The sequence below is a fragment of the Desertihabitans aurantiacus genome (assembly GCF_003344635.1).
Taxonomy (GTDB): Bacteria; Actinomycetota; Actinomycetes; order Propionibacteriales; family Propionibacteriaceae; genus Desertihabitans; species Desertihabitans aurantiacus.
Genome location: NZ_QPKK01000029.1, coordinates 1 through 20435 on the forward strand (window position 1 = coordinate 1; position 20435 = coordinate 20435).

Here is a 20435-nt window from a genome sequence, read left to right on the forward strand (position 1 = left end):
CGGGCGGTCGACCCGCTGGCCGCCGCCGTGGCCCCGCTGTGCCTGGGCCTCGACGTCGGCGTGGTCACCCTCTCCGGCGCGATCGCCCGCTCCGGCCCGACCCTGGCCGCCGTCCTGCGCGAGCGGCTGGCCGCCCACGGCGCCGTCGACGTCGACTGCCTGCTCTCCCCCTTCCGCGAGGACACCGTGCTGCGTGGGGCCGTCGGGCACGCCGTGGAGGCCGGGTGGGCCTGGCTGCTGGACAGCAGCGCCTCGGCCGGGGAGACCGCGCCGTCCTCGGCGGGCTGAGGCCGCCGGCCGCCGCGGACGGCGGGCGAGCGTCGCCGCCGGCTACACGACGGTGAGCGGCACCTCGAGGAGGTCAGCCACCGCCCGGTAGGTGGCGGCACCGTGGCCACCGGTCAGCGCCCAGTGGTGACCGACACCGGAGGCGGCCCAGTCGTCGACCCACTCGCCAGGGTCGCGGCCGAAGTCGACGCGGCTGGTGGTGTTGCCGATCTGCAGGTGCGGGCCGTCGACCACGACGCCCTCAGAGGCGGTGAGCAGCAGTCGGCCGTCGGCGTCCTGGCCCAGTCCCAGCAGGGTGACCGGACCGGAGGCGACGTCGAACTCGACCGACACCCCCTGCCCGCGCTTGCCGTGGTAGACACCCAGCCCGCGCAACAACGGCCGCCGCGACGACAGCGACAGGTGCGCCGGCCCGTCATGACCCATCTCGACCACCCCGGCCTCGAAGTCGAGGGCCTGGATCTCGGTGAAGGAGCCACCGCCACCGGCCACCTCGGTGATCAGCTGGGCCACCGTCGTGCGCAGCTCGTACTCCCCGGTGGCCGGGATGCCGCGCGCGGTCAGCAGCGACGCCCCGAGGATGAGTCCGGCTCCGAGCCGTTCATGCAGCTCGCCGTCGAGCCCGCGGTGGTAGTAGGAGAGCGTGTCCAGGGCGTGGTCCTCGACCAGCCGGTCCAACCCCACCGACACCCGGGCGGCCCAGGACAGGTCGTCAGGGCGGACCGAGTCGGCAAGGTCGAACAGCTCGCGGGCCAGCCCCACCCGCTCCGCGACCTCGCTCTCCTGCACCTGCTGCACGCGGTGCCGCAGGTCGTCGAGCTCGAGGACCTCGACGTGGGCGCCGAAGGTGGTCGACATCAGCGTGAGGTCGGTGGAGACGTCGAGCATGCCCGGGTAGAGGTGGCCCATCAGACCGAGCCGCGCCCGTCGCAACCTGCTGTGCACCTTGGCCGCGGTGACCCAGCACTCGATCCGTCGCCACGCCGGCTCGTGGTCCAGGTGGCCCGAGACGGAGCGGAAGGGGATCCGGGCGCGCCGGAAGACGTTGCCGACCTCTGGCACTGGGCACTGCCCGCAGTAGGCCAGCCACTGACCGGTGTCGAAGGCCGCGTGGTCCATCTTCGGGCTGGGCTGCAGGTCGATGACCAGCACCGGTGCCCCGGCGCGCTGGGCGATGGGCAGCACCATCGACGAGGTCAGGTACGTCGCAAGGTGGATCACGACCAGGTCGAGGTCGGAGCGCCGGAGGGTCTCGGCGGCAGTTGCGGCCTCCGTGGCGTCGGAGACGAACCCGGCGTCGACCAGCTCGACGTCCATCTGCCGCAACCGCTCACCCACTCGGCGGGCGGCGTCCTGCAGCTGGGGCAGCAGTCCCGGGAACTGGGGCCAGTAGGTGCCCAGCCCTCCCGAGACGAGGCCCACCCGGGCCGGACGTCCGGTCGCGCTGCCCATCACGACCTCCGGCATCGTGCTCATCCGGCGAGCACCTCCACCTCGATGAGCCGGGAGTAGTCACCGCTGTTGCTGGCCAGCACGAGGACCCGTAGCCGGTCGGCGGTCTCGGCCGGGAAGGCCAGCTCGACGATGCCCTCGGTGTTGCCGCGGACCCCCGCGACGGTCCGCCAGCCGTCACCGTCAGGAACCTGCACGTCGAGGTCGCGCACACCCCAGTCGCCCGCCGGGTAGCCGACCGAGTCGAGCGTGTGCACCCGGACCCGGGCGAAGGTCTCCTCGATGGCCCAGGTGGCGAGCACCCAGTCGGGGAAGTGGTTCAGCGTGTTGTCGTTCCACCCGCCGGCGCCGCCCCCACCCCAGAGCTCCGGGTCGGTCAGCCCGTCGTTGAGGTTGGCGGGCGAGGACGGTGTGAAGGTCGAGGACGCGGTGAAGGTGGCCACCCGAGCGAGGTCGTCGGTGGCCACGACCGCCGCGCTGAGCTGCTGGTCGCCGACCGTGACCTCCAGCTCGCCTCCGGTGAGGTCGGCGGTGGTCCGACGCAGCACCACCGGGATGACGGCGTCACCGTCGGCTGGCACGACGACGGTGGCCGGCGCCTCGGCCTGGTGCCCGGGCGGCGCGCTGACGACCGGGGTGATGCTGAGGTCGGCGTCGGTGTAGTTGCGGACCAGCACCTGCACCTCGGTGGGACGATCACGGAGCGTGATCACGGGGTCGGGATCGGCCTCGACGAGCGCCACCGTCGGCAGCTCGCTGTCCTGCCGGCCCAGCGTCACCACGTAGGCCGAGCTGGCGTCGACCCAGTCGAAGTCGACCACCACCGTCCCGTCGGTGACAGCCAGCTGGCGGTCGCTGAGCACCTCCGGCTGGTCGAGCACGGCCTCGTCGCGGATACGCTCCACCCGGGCCGTCACCCGTCCCCGCCGGACCAGCCGCAGTGACGGGTCGTCGAGCCCGCGGACGGTGAGGCTGCGCCGGCCGAGGTCGGAGCCGTCGCCGGTCTCGTCGCCGAGCAGCACGCGTAGCTGCCGGCCGCGGTGCGAAGTGCCGGCGACGGCGTCGAAGACCCCGGTCGGGGTCACCTCGAGCAGGTCCTCGGTGATCGAGGCGTAGCGCTGGTAGGCCCACCACCGGCCGTTGCGCAACAACTCCTCACCGCGCTGGGTCAGCAGCCCGTCGAGCTGGGGGAAGGTGCAGCAGGCGCCGAAGATGGCGAGCACCCCGTAGTCGATCCTCGCCTTCTCGAACCGCGCGAGGTACCAGCTGTTGGCGCCGGGGTCGAGGGCGACGTTGGACGGGTACTCGTTGAGCTGCAGCTCGACCTCCTCCAGACCGCGCTCGGCCAGCAGCTGTCGTGCAAGGTCGGCCTGGTCGACCGGGTCCCGACCGGGGATGAGGTCGTGCCAGGAGAGGATGTCCGGCGTCGTGTCCGACTCGACGGTCATGTCCAGCCACTCGTCCATCCCCCAGCTGTCACCGCTGACGGTGATCCGCGTGAAGCTGGGCCCCACGATGCGGGCCTGCGGGTCGAGGGCGCGGATCAGCCGCACCCCGCGCCGCCACAGCTCCTCGTACTGCTCCTTCGGCCGGGGGAAGTAGAGCTCGGTGTAGTCCGGTTCGTTCCAGATCTCGTACTGCAGGACGTCCGGACGCATCCGGGCGCGCTTGACGTCGCCCACCACCCGGGTGAGGAAGGACTCCCACTCGGTCCAGTCGCCGCCGTCGCCGGGGAACAGGTCGTCGGGGCCCAGGGTCACGCCCTCCGCACCCCACAGGTCGGGGACGACCAGCACGTACTGCGCCCGCAGCGGCCCGCGGGCGACCCGCCGGTAGGTGTCGACGACGTACTGCCAGCGCGGGAGGTAGCCGGCCTCCCCGCCGCCGCCCCAGCCGCGGTCGAGCAACGACCCACCACCGCGGAAGGTCTGCGGGCGCAGTGGGCGCAGCAGCTCGTCCGGCGGGCTCGAGCCGTCGGCGCTCAGCCCGTTGAGGAAGCCGGTGGCACGCCAGGTGGCCGGGCCGACCACGGTCGAGGCGTCGACCTCCACGGTGGCGGCCGCGGCGGTGGCGGTCGGTCCGGCGAGCAGCCCTGTACCGGCGCCGGCGACGCCGACGGCGCCCAGTCGCAGGAAGGCGGCCCGGGACAGCCGGAAGACGGGACGAGTCGGGTGTGGTGCGTTCATCGTGGTCTCCGTTGACGACGTTGTGGACGGGTTCAGGTTCGTGACGCCGGCGTCGAGGTCGACGCCACTGCGGTCCGGAGTGCCTCGAGGTGGCCGTCCCCGGTGGTCTCCTCCGGCTCGAGGTAGCTGCCCTCGGTCCACTCGTTCCAGGCGTTGACGGTGAGGTAGCCGGCCCCGGTGCCACGGGCCCTCTCGAGCATGTCGGCGCAGGCCGCGCTGAACCGCTCCGGGGTGTTGTCGACGACGACGGGCAGCCGGGGCCAGGTGGAGATCTCCAGCGGGTCGTCCTGGTGAACCCGGGCGGTCGAGTCCCAGCCCATGGTCACGTTGGGGGCGAAGGGCACCGAGGACAGCCCGGCCCAGCGCTCGGCATCGTCCTGGGCGAGGTGGTGCCAGTCGGCGTAGTCGACGCTGAGGCCCCGGTCGAGCGGGAGCACGTGCAGCCAGTTGTAGGGGGTGAGGCTGTCGATCCCTACCTCGGCCAACCGGGCACCGTCCCCGGCAGTGAGGTCGATGCCGCCCACCGCGGCCAGGTGCAGCTCGCCGACGCCGGCCCGCCGGGCGCGCTCGCGGAAGTCGGCGAGGACGTCGCGGGTCGCCTCCCAGCCGCCCATCCACTCCACGAACAGGCCGAACTGGTGCCAGCTGAACCAGGCACCCCCGCGGACCCGCCAGTAGGTCTCCCGCTGCATGTACCGCTCGATGACGAGGTCGGCGAGCGCGCCGAACTCCTCGGCGCTGACCCGTGCCGGGCTGAGCAGCGTCGCCTCGGTGTGCGTGCGGGCGGGGAAGACGTCGACCCAGTCGTGGTTGGCCCAGTGCAGCGCGAAGGCGACGCCCGGGTCGGGCAGCGCCAGGTACCCGCGGTGGAGGGCGCCGTGCAGGAAGTCCTCGCCGTCGTAGCGGTACCAGTCGAAGAGGAACGCGTCGATGCCGGCGCCCGCTGCGGCGGCGCACCCGCGCTGCATCACCTCGGGGTCGGACTCGTCGACGTAGCCCCAGCTCGGCCGCAGCGGCTGGCGGTGCCCATCGAACCGGGGCCGGGCCTCGTCGACGAGCTTCCACTCGGTGAACCCGGGCTCCTTCCAGACGTCGTTGCGGGCGTCGGCGTGCCAGGCCGGGAAGTAGAAGCAGGCCACGTCGGGACGGCGGGGGTCGGTACGGTCGGTCACGGGGTCTCCTGGGGTCGGGACGCTGCTCGGGTGGGTCACTTGAGGGCTCCTCCGGTCATGCCGCGTTCGAAAAAGCGCTGCATGGCCAGGTACATCAGCAGCACGGGCAGGGTGATGAGGACGGATGCGGCGACGACCTTGCCCTGGTCGCCGCCGTAGAAGGAGGTGAAGAAAGTCGGCACCTGGGTGATGGCCTGCAGGTCGGCGTCGGTGAGGAAGAGCAGCGGCAGCAGGAACTCGTTCCAGGCACCGAGGAAAGCCCACAGGACGATGACCGCCGCGATCGGCCGGCTGAGCGGCACGACGATGCGCAGGAAGACGCCCAGCGTCGTGCAGCCGTCGACCCGGGCGGCGTCGAAGATCTCGTCCTCGAGCCCGGCGATGAAGTTGCGGGCCAGCAGCACCGAGAAGGGGATGCCGCCGGCGGCGAGCGGGAGGATCACCGCCCAGTAGGTGTCGAGCAGCCCCAGGGTCTGCATGGTGAGGAAGAGCGGCACGAGGATCATCACCCCGGGCAGCGTCAGCGCCACCAGCAGGCCGTAGAACCAGACCTCCTTGGCCGGCAGCTGCAGCTTGGCGAAGGCGAAGGCAGCCAGCATGGCCGCGACGAAGGTGATGCCGATGCAGCCGGCGGCCATGATGGCGGAGTTGAGGAAGAACCGTCCGAACTGCGGCTCGGACAGCACGACGACGTAGTTGGCCCAGCCCTCGTTCTGCAGCGAGCCACGCAGCATCGCGACCAGCGGCAGCGCGAAGGGCAGGGCGAGCAGGGTCAGACCCAGCTGGGCGAACAGCCTGGCCCGCCGGGTGCGCAGCTCAAACACCGGCTCCTCCTGCCCGTCGGTAACGACGCATCTGCCAGACCGTGAAGCCGAGCGAGAGCGCGAGCAGCAGGACGCTGAGCGCGGCCCCGTACCCGGCGTCGAAGCGGGTGATGGTCGTCTCGTAGATGTAGGTGGAGAGGAACTCCGTCGACTTGGCCGGTCCTCCGCCGGTGACGAGGAAGACCAGGTCGAAGGTCTTCAGCACACCCATCACACCGAGGATCAGCAGGGTGACGTGCGTCCCCTTCATCATCGGCACGATGATCGAGGTGAGGATCCGCAGGTTGGACGCGCCGTCGAGACGGGCCGCCTCGAAGGTGCTCGCCTCGATCTGGGTCAGGCCGGCGTAGTAGAGGATGAAGCTGAGCCCGGTCCACTGCCAGACGTTGATGACCATCAACGTCGGCAGGGCCCAGGACGGGTCCCCCAACCAAGCCTGGGTCAGCCCACCGAGCCCGACGGTCTCCAGGGCGTCGTTGACCGATCCGTCGGCGGCGAAGACCTGGCGGAACACCGGCGCCATCACGGCGGTGGCGGTGATCGTCGGGATGAAGACCACCACCTTGTACAGACCCTTGAGCCGCACCGAGGAGTGCAGCAGCGCCGCGATGACCAGACCGAGCAGCATCTGGGTCGGGATCACCAGCAGGAACAGCGCGCTGTGGGCCAGCGCGGCCCAGGTCGTGGGGTCGGAAACGGCCCGGGCGAAGTTGTCCAGGCCGACGAAGGCGCCGGGGTTGATGCCGTCGGAGTCGGTCAGACTCAGCCAGAAGGTGTAGCCGACGCTGTAGTAGATCACCGCCGCCACCAGCAGCACGGCCGGAGCGATGAAACCGAGGTGCGCAAGTCCCCTCCCGCGTCGCCGTCGGCCGGTGACGACGTCCGCGGTGCGCGTCCCGGGCAGGGTCGGCGGGGGCGGGGTGCCGAGCACGGTGGTCACGTCAGCTCCGGTCGACGCCGTCGGAAGCCGCCTGCACGGCCTGGGCCGCCTGCTCCGGCGTCTGCTGACCGACTGCTAGGGCGGCGAGCGCGTCACCGAGGGCGACCTTGACGTCGGCGTAGGGGATCTCGCGGTAGCCCTGCGCCTCGGCCATGAACGAGACCACCTCAGGCAGCGCCGGCTCCTGCACGGCGGGGTCCACGAGACCCTCAGCGGGGAGCGGGATGTCGGTGAGCGCGGGGAGGAACTTGTTGTCCGCGACGACCTGCTGGCCGGCCTCGCTGGCCGCCAGCCACTGCACGAAGGTCCAGGACGCGTCGGTGGCGTCAGAGCTGCTGCTGATGGACAGTCCGTAGTCGGGACCACCGAAGGTGGTCGGCGGGGTGCCGTCGCCGCTGAGGTCGGGGAACGGCGCGGGCAAGATCACGGGGAGCTCGGTGTCACCGTCCTCCAGCGACTGCCGCACCGACTCCGCGTCCATGAACCCGGCCTGCCACGTCCCGAGCAGGGTCATCGCCGACTTGCCCTGCACGAAGGCGGTGCTGGTGTCGGGGTAGGTGGTCAGACCGACGGCACCTTCGCCGAAGACGCCGTCCTGCACCAGGCGCTGCCACTCCGCGAACGCCTGGACGAGGCCGGGGTCGGTCCACGGCCGGGCGCCGTCGACGGCCTCGTAGAAGGCGCCGGGAGCGAAGTCGGCCGCGAGCGTCATGTAGAAGTCGATGTTGGCCCACGCGTCCTGAGCACCCTGGCCCATGCAGACGATGCCGGCCTGGGCGAAGGCGTCGCACGCGGCCCGCAGACTGGCGGCGTCAGTCGGTACCTCGACACCCGCCTCGTCGAAGAGGCCCTGGTTGTACCAGATCAACCCGGACGCGGAGAGCTGCACGGGCAGCGCGGTCTGCGCCTCGTCCACCACGAACTGCGACTGGGCGTCGCCGGTGATCGCGGTGCGCCAATCCGCACCGAGCGCCTCGTCGGCCCGGCTGGTGAGGTCGGCGGCCGACGGCCCGAAGCGGTCGGTGATCTCACCGGGCTGGAGGGCGAAGACGTCCGGTCCGGCGTCGGAGCGGAGCCCGAGCCGCAGCGCGTTGACGTACTCCGCGTAGGGGATCTCGCGGTAGGTCACCGTGATGTCGGGGTGCTCCTCGTTGAAGGCGGCGATGTACTGGTCGGCCAGGTCCTTGCCCGGCGCCCAACCCCACCAGGTCACCTCGGTGCTGGTGCTCGTGCCCGCCTGCCCGTCCCCGGCTCCGCCGCCGCCGCCGCCGCAGGCCGAGCACAGCAGCAGCGCTCCGACCGCCACCGCCGCGCCGATCCGACGCCGCATCTCCACACGTCCCATGTCCGCCCACCTCGTTGTCGCGTCCGCGTCTGGTTTTCCGCACGCTACATCGCTGTTTACTGCGTTGTACACCCCCTATGCTGAGGTGATGAACTCGAGTGCTCCCCCGGTCGTCGACACGTCGCGCCCGACGATGGTCGATGTGGCCCGCCGGGCCGGCGTGTCGCCGAAGACGGTCTCGAACGTGGTGAACGGCTACGCCCACGTCAGCGAGGGGACCCGCGAGCGGGTGGTCGCGGCGATGGCCGAGCTCAACTACCGCGCCAACCTGTCGGCCCGCAACCTCAAGAGTGGCCGTACTGGCGTCGTCGCACTGGCTGTCCCGTGGCTGTCCAACCCCTACTTCGCCGACCTGGCCGGGCACGTCATCCGCGCGGCGGAGGCAGAGTCGGTGACGGTCCTCATCGACGAGACACGCTCAGAGCCGGAGCGGGAGCGACGGCTGCTGGACGGGACCGGGTCGCACCTGCTGGACGGCGTCATCATCAGCCCGCAGGCGCTGACGGCCGACGACCTGGCCCAGCTGCGGGGGCGCGAGCCGATGGTGCTGCTCGGGGAGCGCATCTTCGACGGCGGGGTGGACCACGTCGCCGCCGACAACGAGGCCGCCGCCCAGGAGCTCACCGAGCACCTGATCGCGACCGGTCGACGCCGGGTGGCGACGATCGGCTTCTCCGGCACCCGGCTCACGGGCACCCCTCAGCTGCGACGGGCGGGCGTGCAGCACGCGGTCGAGCAGGCGGGCCTGGCCTGGGACGAGCAGCTGCACCTGGCGGTCGAGGGATTCCAGCGTCGCGACGGAGCCGAGGCCATGCGCGCCCTGCTGGCGCTGCCCGAACGGCCAGATGCGGTCGTCTGCTTCAACGACGTCGTCGCGCTCGGCGCACTCAAGGCGCTGGCCGAGGCGAGGGTCGACGTACCGGGTGAGATCGCCGTCGCCGGGTTCGACAACATCGAGGGCAGCGACTACGCCGTGCCCTCACTCACCACCGTGGACTGGGACAACGCGCAGCTGGCCGAGATCGCCATCGAGCTGCTGCTCGACCGCATCCACAGCCGCCGTCCGCTGCGCGCTCGGGAGATCGTCGTGCGGCACCGCGTCGTCAGCCGGGAGTCGACCGGCGGCTGAACGACGGCTGGCCCCGGCGATCAGTCGAAGTCGGCGGGCCGGACCCGCAGCTTGGCCGCGATCCGGGCCAGCGTCCGACGCTCGGTGGCGGTGAGCGGGTCGAGCACCAGCCGGCGCACGGTGCGGACGTGGTCGGGGGCGGCGGCGACCACGAGGGCGTAGCCCTCGTCGGTGAGGACGGCGAGGGTGTAGCGGCCGTCGTCGGGGTCGGGCTCGCGCCGGACCCAGCCGCGCCGCTCGAGCCGGGTGACGACGTTGGACAGCCGCGACAGCGACCCGCTGGCCAGGAACGCCAGCTCGCTCATCCGCAGCCGGCGACCAGAGGCCTCGGAGACCTGGCTGAGCACCATGTACTCGAACAGGGTGAGCCCGGAGGCCGCGCGCAGCGGCGCCTCCAGCCGCCCCGGGAGCAGCAGCACCAGCGAGATGAGGCCCGTCCAGGCCTCCTTCTCCTCCGCGTCCAGCCACGGCACCGGGTCGCCGTCGCCGGAGCGCTCCGTCTCGCTCGCCACCCGCGCAGCCTAGCCGTGGTCTTTGCTTCACGCGTGAAGCGTGTAGGCTCGACCGGTCAATTCAAGCTTGAAGTCAATCCAGAGGAGCATCCCATGACCACGCCGCAGTTCACCCTCACACCGGGCTACGGCCAGCGGCACCGCGACCTGCTGCACTACAGCCAGGCCGTCCGCATCGGCGACCGCGTCGAGATCTCGGGCCAGGGCGGCTGGGACGACGACTCGCGGGTCACCGGCACCCTCGAGGAGGAGATCGTGCAGGCCTTCGAGAACGTCGGCCGGACGCTGGCCACGGCCGGCGCCCGCTGGTCCGACGTGGTGTCGGTGACGTCCTACCACCGCGTCCCCGCCGGCGCGATCGGCGACGACCACAACCGGGTGATGGTCGAGCAGCTCCGCGCCCGGATGGGCGAGCGGGCACCGATCTGGACCCAGGTCGGTGTCACCGCGCTCGGGCTGGCCGAGATGAACATCGAGATCAGCGTGGTGGCCCACCTCGGCGACCAGAGCTGAGCCCGGTGCGCCGGGGCGGGTGGCCCGGCGCCGACCGGGCGAACGGCTCGGGGCGAGGCCGCTGGCGCCCCGAGCCCCCGTCCCGACCTCCGGGTGGACGCTCAGCCGGACCGGCCGGGGCGGTCGTCCCAGACCTCGGCGCGGTCGATGCTGATCACGGCGCCGGAGGAGCGCGGGTTCCGCTCGCCGGTGACGCGGACCGTCACCGTGTGCTCCCCCGGCGGCAACCGGCGGCTGGTCCACTGCTGCACCTGGCCGGTGCGCGGGCTGGCGTAGAGGTCGACCAGCTCCTCGTTGCGGCCGTCGACCGAGATGGCAGCGATGCCGTTGCCGGTGTCGCGGACGCTGAACAGGGCGATCTGGGTGCCGGTGAAGCGGAAGGTGGCGGTGCTGCCGGGCGTCCAGCTCCAGTGGTCGTCGCCGCGGTAGCAGGTCGGGCCGCAGGCGTCGCCGGAGCGCCAGTCGCCGGCGTAGCTGACCTGGAAGGCCCCGGTGCCCTCGTCGGTGTCGTTGATCGCCCGCGGACCCGGGCCGGGGTCGCCCGACGGCAGCGGCACGTCGACGCCGAGGGCCACCGGGGGATCGAGCAGCGGCAGCCCGTCCTCGGCCCAGCGCACCGGCGCGGCGCGGGTGGTGCGGTGGTCGTAGGTGTAGGCGGGGGTGTTCTTGGCGTGGTAGGCGATCCAGTCCTCGGTGCCGTCCGGGCTGGTGAAGAAGGAGTGGTGTCCGGGGCCGTACACGCCCTCGGCGTCGTTGCGCAGCAGCAGCGGACGCTCGTGGGTCCGCCACTGGGCGAGGTCGGTCGGGTCGCCGTCGACGTCGATGGAGATGGCGTAGAGGGAGTAGTCGGGTTTGCCGGTGTCGCAGCTGGAGTAGGTGAGGACCAGCCGGCCGTCGTGGACGATCGAGGTCGGCCCCTCGCGCACCTCGGGGCAGGTGCCGATGTCGACGGGTAGGGCGACCGTCTCGCCGGTGGTCGACCACGGGGTGTCCATCGGCTGCAGGTAGATCTGCTGCGGGCCGCCCTCGAAGCCGCGCCCGGGCGCGCTCCAGGTGAAGTACTGCTGCCCGCCGACGGTGATCGGCTCGCCGTCGATCATGTAGCCGCCGTAGTCGGCGATCTTGGCCTTGAACGAGTACGGCCCGAGCGGGTCGTCGCCCTCGGACTCCAGCACGTACATCCGGTGGTTGGCGTCCACGCCGTCGCTGGCGGTGTAGTAGACGTACCAGTGCGGCTGGCCGTCCTCGGGCGAGGTGGAGCGGTAGAGCGCGGGCGCCCAGATCTGGGTGCTGCGGGACGGGTCGTCGTCGGCGCCGCGCCAGATCGTCTTCTCCCGGGCCCGCGGGAGGTCGGCGATGGTGTCGGCGGTCTTGATCGCCAGCCGGTTGCCCTTGGTGGTCATCAGGTGGTAGCGGCCGTCGACGGTGACCATGAACGGGTCGGCGCCGGGGTCGAGCGGGGCACGGAACACCGCTCGCGGCTCGTCCTCGCCGGAGAGCTCGGCCGGGGTCGGGGGCGCGGCGGCGAAGAGGGTCATGGCGGCGGTGAGCATCAGCAGGACGGTGCGCAGCATGGGCAAAGACCTCGTCGTCTCAGGGGGTGGTCCGGCCACCGTAGCCCCGACGGCCCGTCCGGCGGAACCCCTGCTGCCAACGTTGTAACGCCCTGGCAGCGCGGAAACCGAGCCCTCGGAGAACGGCCCGCCCGGACGTGGTTGGCTGGACGCACCGCCAGCCACCGGACGAGGGAGTACCCGTGAGCACGACCGACGCGCGCGTCGACGTCCACCACCGACCGACGGTCGCCGTGACGCTGGGCGACCCCGCCGGCATCGGGCCCGAGCTGGTCGCCCTCTTGCTGCACCGCCCGCAGACCACCGAGCGGGCGCGGGTGCTGGTGCTGGCCGCCAGGGCCGAGCTGGACGCCGCCTACCGCGCGGCCGGCGTCCCGCCGCTGCCGCTGGGTGCGGACGGGGCACCCGGGACCGTGGTGCTGCTCGACGACGGCACTCTCCCGGCGCAGGCGGCACCGGCACGGACGAGCGCCGAGGCCGGCGCGCGGGCGCTGCACCAGCTCGACCGTGCCGTCGGGCTGGTCCGGGACGGGCGGGCCGAGGCGATCGTCTTCGCCCCGCTCAACAAGACCTCGCTGCACCTGGCCGGGATGACCGAGGAGGACGAGCTGCGCTGGTTCGCCGGCCGGCTCGGGCACACCGGACCGACCAGCGAGCTCAACGTGCTGGACGGGTTGTGGACGGCCCGGGTCACCTCGCACATCCCGCTGTCGGCGGTGGCGGAGCGGATCACCGCCGAGCGGATCGAGGTGATCACCACCCTGCTGCACGAGGCGCTCCGCGACGCCGGCCACCAGCCCCGGCTCGGCGTCTGCGCACTGAACCCGCACAACGGCGAGAACGGCGCCTTCGGCCGGGAGGAGATCGACCAGATCCGGCCCGGGGTCGAGCGCGCCCGGGCCCGCGGCATCGACGTCTCGGGCCCGTTCCCCTCCGACACGATCTTCCTGGCCGCCCGCCGCGGCGACTTCAACGGGATCGTCACGATGTTCCACGACCAGGGCCAGATCGCGATGAAGCTGATCGGCTTCTCCGGCGGCGTCACCGTCCAGGGCGGCCTGCCCGTCCCGATCGCCACCCCGGCCCACGGGACGGCCTTCGACATCGTCGGCCGCGGCGTCGCGGACCCCACCTCGACCGTCAACGCCTTCGACATCGCCGTCGCGACCGCCACCGCCGCCCTCGCCCGCGCGACACCCGCCACCTGACCCGACCCGGACGCCCTGACCCGACCCAACGCCCTGACCCGACCCAACGCCCTGAGCCGACCCAACGCCCTGAGCCGACCCAACGCCCTGAGCCTGTCGAAGGGCACCTGGTGCCGCGCTTCGACGAGCTCAGCGCGTTGTGGTCGAGCCGTGCTCTCGTGGGGCCGCTCGCGCTTCGACAGGTTCAGCGCGCTGTGGTGGGCGCGTGCCCGCTGGTGGCGCCACCCCTGCGGCGCTCACCACGCCCCGACGTCCTGAGCCTGTCGAAGCGTCGTCCTGAGCCTGTCGAAGGGGGGGCGATCCCCCGACCGGACGCGACGACGCCCGCCGTCCGAGGTGCGGACGACGGGCGTCGAGGCTGGTGCGGCGGAGGCTCAGGCCTGGGCGGCCTCGGCGATCGCGGCGAAGGTGTTGTCGTCCAGCTCGAGGGAGGCGGCGGCGATGTTCTCCTCCAGGTGCTCGACCGAGCCGGTGCCCGGGATCGGCAGGATGGCCGGCGACTTGCGCAGCAGCCAGGCCAGCGCGACCTGGGAGGAGGTGGCGTCCAGCCGGTCGGCGATCTCGGCGACGATGCCGCCGGGCTTGCCCAGCTCGCCGCTGGCGATCGGGGCCCACGGGATGAAGCCGATGCCGTTGGCCTCGCAGTAGTCGACCACGTCCTGGGCGTCGGTGTAGGTGAGGTTGTAGCGGTTCTGCACCGTGGCGACGGTGAAGTGCTGGCTGGCGGCCTCGATCTCCTCGACCGTCACCTCCGACAGGCCGAGCGCGCGGACCTTGCCCTCCTTCTGCAGGGCGGCGAGCTCGGCGAACTGGTCGTCGCGCGGGGTGTTCGGGTCGATCCGGTGCAGCTGCAGCAGGTCGATGGTGTCGACCTTGAGCTTGCGCAGGCTCAGCTCGGTCTGCTGGCGCAGGTAGGCCGGGACGCCGACGGGGACCCACTGGTTCGGGCCCGTGCGGGTGTTGCCGACCTTGGTGGCGATCTTGACGTCGCCGTAGGGGTGCAGCGCCTCGGCGATCAGCCGCTCGCTGACGTCGGGGCCGTAGGCGTCGGCGGTGTCGATGAAGTCCACCCCCAGCTCGACCGCCCGGCGCAGCACCGAGCGGGCCACGTCGGCGTCGGCCGGCTCACCCCAGATGCCGTCGCCGGTGATCCGCATCGCCCCGAAACCGAGGCGGTGCACGGTGCCGAGGTCCGAGATGTCGTAGGTGCCGGAGGCGCGGGCGTCCAGAGTCGTCGAGGTCATGGTCTGGACAGCCCCGGTGGACACGGGGGTATTCCCGGCCGGCCTCAGGCGCCGGCGCCCGGGCGCTCGGCGCCCAGCCCGCTGTCGCGCCGCGGCAGGATCGTCCGCCGCAGCAGCGCGACCGCCAGCACCGCCCCGGGGACGATGTGCAGGACGGCGAGGCCGACCGCGGTGCCGAACTCGTCGGTGGCCGACAGCGGCACCAAAGCAGTGGCGATGCCGATGACGACGGCCGCCCACGCCCACAGCATCACCCAGCGGGAGGACCAGCGAGCCAGCAGCGCTGCGATGCCGGCCCCGACGAGTACCACCACCGCGGTGACGACCGCCACCGCCGAGACCACGACCGCCATCGCCGGGCCGCCGAAGGGGGCGACCTCCATGGACGCACCCTGGCCGCGGAAGGTGACGAACAGCAGCATGTTGAGCACCGTCGCCAGCACCGCGGCCACGACACCCCGGACCAGCACCGCCTTGGGCGTCAGCAGTCGTCGACCCGTCGGTGTGCTCATGGTCGCTCCTCCGGCTCGCTCCGACCGGGCGCCCTGCCCGATCGGGTGCTTCCTACCCAGCCACCGCCGCGCCCACCAGAGCAGGAGTCAGGGCGCGGACCCGTCGACGGGTCCGCGCCCTCCGTGGGTCAGCTGGTGGGCAGCACCAGCGAGGCCTGCACCGGCAGGTGGTCGCTGGGGAACTGACCACCGCGGCGGAAGGTGTTGATCTCGGCGCGGCGGACGTCCACCTCGGGGCTGGTGAGGACCCAGTCGATCCGCGGACCGCCCGGCACCGGCGCCTGGTAGTTCGGGAAGGTCCCGACCAGCTCGCCCCGCTCCTCGGCGACCTCCCAGGTGTCGACCAGGGGCCCGTCGGTGACCAGGGTGTCGTAGACCCGGCCGCCGGCCCCGGCCGGCTCGTTGAAGTCACCGGTCATGACCACCGGCAGCTCGGGGTCGAACGCGGCCATCCGCTCCAGGATGAGATCGGCGGACTTGGCGCGGGCGGTGGCGTCGAAGGCCTCGAGGTGGGTGTTGACCGCGTAGAACTCCTGGCCGGTGACCCGGTCGAGGAAGCGGACCCAGGTGACCATCCGCGGGCAGCAGCCGCCCCAGGTCTGCGAGCCGACCACGTCGGGGGTGTCGGAGAGCCAGAAGTGGTCGTACTCCAGCGGGTCGAGCCGGGTCCGGTCGAAGAAGATCATCATGAACTCGCCGCGGCTCCCGCCCTCGCGGCCGAGCCCGATCGAGTCGTAGCGCGAGCGCAGGTCGTCCTCGATGTCGCGGAGCTGCTCGTACAGCCCCTCCTGGGTGCCGATCAGGTGCGGACGCTCCCGCTGCAGCAGCTGCCGGGTGACCGGGCGGCGCTCCTGCCAGGAGTTCGGCGGGGTGTCCGAGGCGTAGCGCAGGTTGAACGACATCACCTCCAGCTCCTCCTGCTCGGCGGCGGAGGCCGGGGCCGGGCCCAGCGGGGAGAGCGCGAGCAGCGCTGCGAGCATGCTGGCGGCGACGGCGCCGAGGCGGAACCTACGGGTCGTGCGGGGACGGCGGGACATGGCGTTCCTTCCTGGGGGTGGTGAGGGACGCCGTCGACGCTAGGCACGGTCGCTGGCCGCCACGTGACCACCCGGTGAGCGTCTGGTGACGCCCACCGGTCATCTCCGGCGGCAGCGGATGCCGGCTCCGCGCCGCCGGGCGCCACGACTGACCATCGAATCGGTCAGGGCGTCATCAGAGCGGCGGTGCCGCCACGGACTCCCGCGGGACCAGGGTCGCCCCGACCGCGATCTGCGTCGGCTCCAGCGGGCTGCCGGCGAGCCGCTCGAGCAGGGCGTCGGTGGCGCGCTGGCCCATCTCGCGGTGCGGCAGCCCGATCGTCGTCAGCCCCGGCACCAGGGTGGGAGCCACGTTGACGTCGTCGTCGTAGCCGACCAGGGAGAGGTCGTCGGGCACCCGCAGGCCGAGTGCGGTGGCGGCCAGCAGGACGCCGACCGCGACCCGGTCGTTGGCGCAGACGATCCCGGTGGGACGGTCCGGGCCGGTCAGCAGCGCCATCGCGGCCCGGTGGCCGTCGGCGATCTCCCACCCGGTCGGGTGCACCGGCCCGGGACGCCGACGGGCCCGAGCCAGCGCCTCCTGGTAGCCCTGCACCCGCAGCCCGGTCGCCATCGTCGCCTCCGCCCCGGCCAGGCACACCAGCGCGGTGTGGCCGGCAGCCAGCAGCGCCTCGGTGGCCAGCCGTCCGCCGCCGACGTCGTCGGGGTACCAGGCGGCGTGGCTGCCGTCGGGGTCGATGCAGTTGGCGAGCACCGCCGGCGTGCTGCCGACCTCCTCGGCCACCGAGTAGGTGCGCATCGACGCGGCGGCGAAGACGTAGCCGTCCACCTGGCGGCGGCGCAGCGCCTCGAAGGCCCGCTGCTCCAGCTCCGGGTCGTCCTCGGTCTCGACCACCATCGTCACGTAGCCCGACCGCGCCGCGGCGTCCATCACCCCGGCCAGCACGTCACCGCCGTAGGCCGTGGTGACGATGGCGTCGGTGACCACGCCGAGGGTGCGGGTGCGCTGGGTGCGCATCGCCACCGCGGCGGCGTCGGGCACGTAGCCGAGCTCGCGCGCCGCAGCCCGGATGGCCTCCTGCCGGTCGGCCGAGACGTTGCCGGCGGCGCGTCCGTTGAGCACCATCGACACCGCCGCCCGCGAGACCCCGGCCCGACGGGCGACGTCGGCCGAGGTCACCTTGCGCACCGGGCGATCGTAGTGCGTCGACCGGGCCCGACCCCGCCTCGCCCTCATCGCCGGTTCGAGGTGATAGCGGGCGCCGGGGAGTGCCCTTTCACCTCGAACCGCGCGGAGGGGAGGCGGTGGAGGCTGGGGGTCGGCGGCGGGACGGAGGCGGCGCAGGAGCTCGCCGCGGGCCGGGCCACTACCCCGCGGTCGGCGGTCGCAGCCGGTGCAGCCGGCCCTCGCCGACCACCTCCCAGCCTCCCTCGGCGGTCGGGTAGCCGCGGGTGGTGGTGGTCCGGCCGTCGGCGGAGAAGACCTCGACCAGCGACCCGTCCACCAGCACCCGGGCGCCGGCGTCCCAGACCGCGACCTCCTCCCCGCCGAGCCGCAGCGCACCGGGCCCGTCGGCCTCCACCGCGAAGGTGTGCGCGCCGGCGACCTCGGCGGGCTCCAGCGTCCCGGCCCACAGCCGCTCCAGCTCGGCGGCGGGACGCTGCACCAGGACGCCGTCCTCGACGCCCAGCTCGCGCGGGGAGGTGAGCACCCCCTGCCAGCCCTGCTCGGCGACCTGCTCGGCGGTGCGGTCGCGTTCCCACGCCCAGCCCCACATCAGCACCCGGTCGGCGTCGGCGTCGAGCAGCAGCTGGGGGGCGTAGAAGGTGGGCCCGTCGTCGACCACCCCACCCCGCTCGGCGACGAAGCGCAGCCCGTCGCCCTCAGGGCGCAGGTCGCCGACCGCCCAGCGCACCCCGTGCAGCTCCCGGCCCTGCTCGACACGGCGCCACAGCGAGAGCACCAGCAGCCAGCGGTCACCGACCGGGACGAGGTTGGGGCACTCCCAGATGTTGGCCGCGGCGACGTCGCCGAGCACCGGGTCGGTGTCGTCGACGAGCACCCCGCGCGGCTGCCACTCGGTGAGGTCGTCGCACTGCCACAGCAGCAGCTGGGGACGTCCGCCGGGCGAGCCGGCCCCCTGCACGCCCCAGCGCCGGCCGGCGGCGGTGAAGACGAAGGGGTCGCGGACGTCGGTGACGCCCTCGAGCCGCGGCATCGGGGCGGTGGCGTGCTCGTCGGCGACGAAGTGGCGCAGCTCGGCGTCACCGCGGGCCAGCACCACGTCCGCGCTGCCGTCGCCGACCGAGACCGCGCTGTAGACCAGCGTCGGGACGCCGTCGTCGACGACCAGGCAGCCGGTCCAGCAGCCGATGGCGTCGATGCCCCCGGGACGCGGGGTGAGCGCGATCGGCTCGTCGGCCCAGGTGATCAGGTCGGCCGAGGAGGCGTGGCCCCAGTGGATCTCACGGTGCTGCGTGGAGGTCGGGTGGTGCTGGAAGAAGACGTGGTAGCGCCCGTCCACGCGGGCCAGCCCGTTGGGGTCGTTGAGCCACCCCTGCTCGGGTCGGACGTGCCAGGCCGGTCGGAGCCGGGCGGTGCCGGCCGGGACGTCGGTGGTGGTCGGGGAAGCGGTCACTTGCTCACTCCTGCGGTCAGGCCCTCGCGCAACGGGCGCTGCCCGAACACGAAGACGATCAGGGCCGGGATCATCGAGAGGACCACCCCGGCGAGGATGGTGGAGGTGCTGCCCGAGCCGAGGTTGCCCTGCAGGCTGACCAGCCCGAGCGGGAGGGTGAAGTTCTGCTCCGACAGCGTGAGGATCAGCGGCCGGAAGAACTCGTTCCAGTGCGTGTTGAACGCGAGGATGCCGACGATCGCCATGCCGGGCAGGGCGAGCGGGGCGTAGACGGAGAAGAAGGTGCGGAAGTGCCCGGCCCCGTCGATGGCGGCGGCCTCCCCCAGCTCGGCGGGCAGGGTGAGGAAGTACTGCCGCATGAGGAAGGTGCCGAAGGCGGTGGGGATCGCCGGGATGATCAGCGCGAGCAGGGTGTCGGACAGCCCCATCCCGCGGATGAGCATGAACACCGGCACGATCGTCACCTGCAGCGGCACCATCATCGTGGCGAGGATCGCCCCGAACAGCAGCCGCCGACCGCGGAAGTCGACCGTGGCGAGCACGTAGCCGGCCATCGCCGAGACGATCATCTGCCCCGCCACCACCAGCCCGGTGACGAGCACGCTGTTGAGGAAGAGCAGGGCGTAGTCGACCTGGGCGAAGACGTCGACGAAGGCGGAGAAGCCGGGACGGACGGTGTCGGTGCCGGCCTCGAGCGGGGTGAGCGCGGTCCACAGCGTCCACACGACGGGGCTGAGCACGAGCACCCCGCAGGCGATCAGGACGACGTAGCGGGCGACGCCGCCGGGGGTGGCGGCCCGGCGCGGCGAGGGCGAGCGGGCCGGACGGCGGTGCGTCTGGAGGGTGGCGGGAGGGAGTGCGGCACGGGTGGTCATGGCGTCCTCACTGGTAGTGCACGTAGCGACGGCTGAGGCGGAACTGCACGGCGGTGACGGCGACGATGAGCAGCGTCAGCACGATGCCGATGGCCGAGGCCCGGCCGAACTGCAGCTGCTGGAAGGCCGACTCGTAGATGACCATCACCGCGGTGCGGGTGCTGTCGCCCGGGCCGCCCCGGGTCAGCACGTAGGGCTGGTCGAAGATCTGCAGCGCGGCGATCATCGCCATCACCGAGGCGACCAGCATCGTGGGCGAGAGCAGCGGCAGGGTGACCAGCCGGAAGCGGTTCCAGGCGCTGGCGCCGTCGATCGAGGTGGCCTCGGTGACCTCCTTGGGGATGCCGGCCAGCCCACCGAGGAAGAGCAGGAACGAGAAGCCGAAGTTCTGCCACAGGTAGACCAGCAGCGTGACGACCGCCGCTCCCGGCCCGGACGTCAGCCAGGGCACGCTCGGCAGCCCGATCGAGCCGAGGACGGCGTTGACGGTGCCGAACTCCTCGTTGAACAGGTAGGACATGACGAGCGAGATCGAGGCCGCGGACAGGATCAGCGGGAAGAAGAACACCGAGCGGAACACGGTGCGCAGCCAGTCCGGCATCCTCGTCTGCACCAGCAGCGCGAGCCCGAGCGCGATCGCCAGCTGCAGCACCACGGCCACCGCCACGAAGACGATCGTGTTGAGGAAGGCCCGGCCGACGGTGGGGTCGGCGACGATGTCGGCGAAGTTGGCCAGCCCGACGAACTGCGGCGCGGTGAGGACGTCCCAGCGGAAGAACGACAGCGCGATCGAGGCGAGGATCGGGATCAGCAGGAACACCCCGAGCCCGATCACGGTGGGGGCGAGGAACACCGCGGCGATGGTGCGGCGGCCGCGGCGTCCCTGCGCGGCGGCGGGTGGGGCCGGGCGGGCGTCGGCGGTGGCACCGGGCGCGGCGGCGCTGGCGGGGAGAGTCACGTCGTCCTCCTCAGGGCGAGCTCCAGG

19 protein-coding genes are annotated in these 20435 nt (G+C 72.5%); 4 read left to right on the forward strand and 15 right to left on the reverse strand.

Annotation, left to right across the window (positions count from 1 at the left end):
• Window positions 1-288, forward strand: a 288-nt coding sequence (locus DVA66_RS04310; protein WP_198671474.1) for a hypothetical protein, incomplete at its 5' end; no start/stop codon positions are given.
• Between the two features lie 42 nt (window positions 289-330).
• Here DVA66_RS04310 and DVA66_RS04315 read toward each other — a convergent pair.
• From DVA66_RS04315 to DVA66_RS04340, 6 genes are read right to left on the reverse strand one after another with little or no spacing between them, the layout of a single operon-like run.
• Window positions 331-1764 carry an L-fucose/L-arabinose isomerase family protein gene (locus DVA66_RS04315; protein WP_198671475.1) on the reverse strand — a complete coding sequence of 478 codons (1434 nt, stop codon included), beginning with the start codon at window positions 1762-1764 and terminating at the stop codon, window positions 331-333.
• Window positions 1761-3926, reverse strand: coding sequence for a hypothetical protein (locus DVA66_RS04320; protein WP_114558947.1), 2166 nt, complete (start codon window positions 3924-3926; stop codon window positions 1761-1763). Before DVA66_RS04320 ends, DVA66_RS04315 begins: the two co-directional genes overlap by 4 nt.
• Window positions 3927-3958: 32 nt before the next feature.
• A complete protein-coding gene (locus tag DVA66_RS04325; RefSeq protein ID WP_157973833.1) occupies window positions 3959-5098 on the reverse strand; it encodes a glycoside hydrolase family 99-like domain-containing protein in 1140 nt (379 codons plus the stop codon).
• Between the two features lie 35 nt (window positions 5099-5133).
• Window positions 5134-5922 (reverse strand): carbohydrate ABC transporter permease, encoded by a 789-nt coding sequence (locus tag DVA66_RS04330; RefSeq protein WP_114558949.1) that lies wholly within the window; start codon window positions 5920-5922, stop codon window positions 5134-5136.
• Entirely contained in the window at window positions 5915-6862 is a 948-nt protein-coding gene (locus tag DVA66_RS04335; protein ID WP_198671476.1) for a carbohydrate ABC transporter permease, read from the reverse strand. The genes DVA66_RS04330 and DVA66_RS04335 overlap by 8 nt, the downstream gene beginning before the upstream one ends.
• Before the next feature lies 1 nt (window position 6863).
• A complete protein-coding gene (locus DVA66_RS04340) occupies window positions 6864-8207 on the reverse strand; it encodes an ABC transporter substrate-binding protein (protein ID WP_114558950.1) in 1344 nt (447 codons plus the stop codon).
• 88 nt (window positions 8208-8295) lie between these two features.
• Here DVA66_RS04340 and DVA66_RS04345 point away from each other — a divergent pair, with 88 nt between their 5' ends.
• Window positions 8296-9336 (forward strand): LacI family DNA-binding transcriptional regulator, encoded by a 1041-nt coding sequence (locus DVA66_RS04345; protein ID WP_114558951.1) that lies wholly within the window; start codon window positions 8296-8298, stop codon window positions 9334-9336.
• A 20-nt stretch (window positions 9337-9356) separates the two neighbouring features.
• Here the strand turns inward: DVA66_RS04345 and DVA66_RS04350 are convergent, their stop codons facing one another.
• Window positions 9357-9848, reverse strand: coding sequence for a MarR family winged helix-turn-helix transcriptional regulator (locus DVA66_RS04350; RefSeq protein ID WP_114558952.1), 492 nt, complete (start codon window positions 9846-9848; stop codon window positions 9357-9359).
• A gap of 93 nt (window positions 9849-9941) precedes the next feature.
• On the opposite strand from DVA66_RS04350, the gene DVA66_RS04355 reads away from it, so the two are divergent.
• Window positions 9942-10361 (forward strand): Rid family hydrolase, encoded by a 420-nt coding sequence (locus DVA66_RS04355; protein ID WP_114558953.1) that lies wholly within the window; start codon window positions 9942-9944, stop codon window positions 10359-10361.
• Between the two features lie 101 nt (window positions 10362-10462).
• Here DVA66_RS04355 and DVA66_RS04360 read toward each other — a convergent pair whose 3' ends face one another.
• On the reverse strand, window positions 10463-11935 hold the full coding sequence (locus DVA66_RS04360; RefSeq protein WP_114558954.1) for a family 43 glycosylhydrolase: 1473 nt from the start codon (window positions 11933-11935) through the stop codon (window positions 10463-10465).
• A 182-nt stretch (window positions 11936-12117) separates the two neighbouring features.
• Here DVA66_RS04360 and DVA66_RS04365 point away from each other — a divergent pair, with 182 nt between their 5' ends.
• Window positions 12118-13143, forward strand: coding sequence for a 4-hydroxythreonine-4-phosphate dehydrogenase PdxA (locus tag DVA66_RS04365; protein ID WP_114558955.1), 1026 nt, complete (start codon window positions 12118-12120; stop codon window positions 13141-13143).
• Window positions 13144-13517: 374 nt separating this feature from the next.
• Here the strand turns inward: DVA66_RS04365 and DVA66_RS04370 are convergent, their stop codons facing one another.
• From DVA66_RS04370 to DVA66_RS04400, 7 genes are all read right to left on the reverse strand, one after another.
• A complete protein-coding gene (locus tag DVA66_RS04370; RefSeq protein ID WP_114558956.1) occupies window positions 13518-14387 on the reverse strand; it encodes an aldo/keto reductase in 870 nt (289 codons plus the stop codon).
• A 44-nt stretch (window positions 14388-14431) separates the two neighbouring features.
• Window positions 14432-14899, reverse strand: a complete 468-nt coding sequence (locus DVA66_RS04375) for a DUF6069 family protein (RefSeq protein WP_114558957.1) — start codon at window positions 14897-14899, stop codon at window positions 14432-14434.
• A 128-nt stretch (window positions 14900-15027) separates the two neighbouring features.
• Window positions 15028-15936, reverse strand: coding sequence for an endonuclease/exonuclease/phosphatase family protein (locus DVA66_RS04380; RefSeq protein WP_114558958.1), 909 nt, complete (start codon window positions 15934-15936; stop codon window positions 15028-15030).
• Window positions 15937-16111: 175 nt separating this feature from the next.
• The gene (locus DVA66_RS04385; RefSeq protein WP_198671477.1) at window positions 16112-17125 is read right to left on the reverse strand and encodes a LacI family DNA-binding transcriptional regulator; all 1014 of its coding nucleotides are present in this window, start codon (window positions 17123-17125) and stop codon (window positions 16112-16114) included.
• 178 nt (window positions 17126-17303) lie between these two features.
• The gene (locus DVA66_RS04390) at window positions 17304-18575 is read right to left on the reverse strand and encodes a glycoside hydrolase family 32 protein (RefSeq protein WP_114558960.1); all 1272 of its coding nucleotides are present in this window, start codon (window positions 18573-18575) and stop codon (window positions 17304-17306) included.
• Window positions 18572-19450, reverse strand: a complete 879-nt coding sequence (locus tag DVA66_RS04395; protein ID WP_114558961.1) for a carbohydrate ABC transporter permease — start codon at window positions 19448-19450, stop codon at window positions 18572-18574. Before DVA66_RS04395 ends, DVA66_RS04390 begins: the two co-directional genes overlap by 4 nt.
• A gap of 7 nt (window positions 19451-19457) precedes the next feature.
• Window positions 19458-20408, reverse strand: coding sequence for a carbohydrate ABC transporter permease (locus DVA66_RS04400; RefSeq protein ID WP_114558962.1), 951 nt, complete (start codon window positions 20406-20408; stop codon window positions 19458-19460).
• Window positions 20409-20435: the final 27 nt, after the last annotated feature.

Coding starts and splice junctions, on each gene's coding strand:
- DVA66_RS04315 (WP_198671475.1), bottom strand. CDS start 1,764: ATGAGCACGATGCCGGAGGTCGTGATGGGCAGCGCGACCGGACGTCCG.
- DVA66_RS04320 (WP_114558947.1), bottom strand. CDS start 3,926: ATGAACGCACCACACCCGACTCGTCCCGTCTTCCGGCTGTCCCGGGCC.
- DVA66_RS04340 (WP_114558950.1), bottom strand. CDS start 8,207: ATGGGACGTGTGGAGATGCGGCGTCGGATCGGCGCGGCGGTGGCGGTC.
- DVA66_RS04345 (WP_114558951.1), top strand. CDS start 8,296: ATGAACTCGAGTGCTCCCCCGGTCGTCGACACGTCGCGCCCGACGATG.
- DVA66_RS04355 (WP_114558953.1), top strand. CDS start 9,942: ATGACCACGCCGCAGTTCACCCTCACACCGGGCTACGGCCAGCGGCAC.
- DVA66_RS04360 (WP_114558954.1), bottom strand. CDS start 11,935: ATGCTGCGCACCGTCCTGCTGATGCTCACCGCCGCCATGACCCTCTTC.
- DVA66_RS04370 (WP_114558956.1), bottom strand. CDS start 14,387: ATGACCTCGACGACTCTGGACGCCCGCGCCTCCGGCACCTACGACATC.
- DVA66_RS04375 (WP_114558957.1), bottom strand. CDS start 14,899: ATGAGCACACCGACGGGTCGACGACTGCTGACGCCCAAGGCGGTGCTG.
- DVA66_RS04380 (WP_114558958.1), bottom strand. CDS start 15,936: ATGTCCCGCCGTCCCCGCACGACCCGTAGGTTCCGCCTCGGCGCCGTC.
- DVA66_RS04395 (WP_114558961.1), bottom strand. CDS start 19,450: ATGACCACCCGTGCCGCACTCCCTCCCGCCACCCTCCAGACGCACCGC.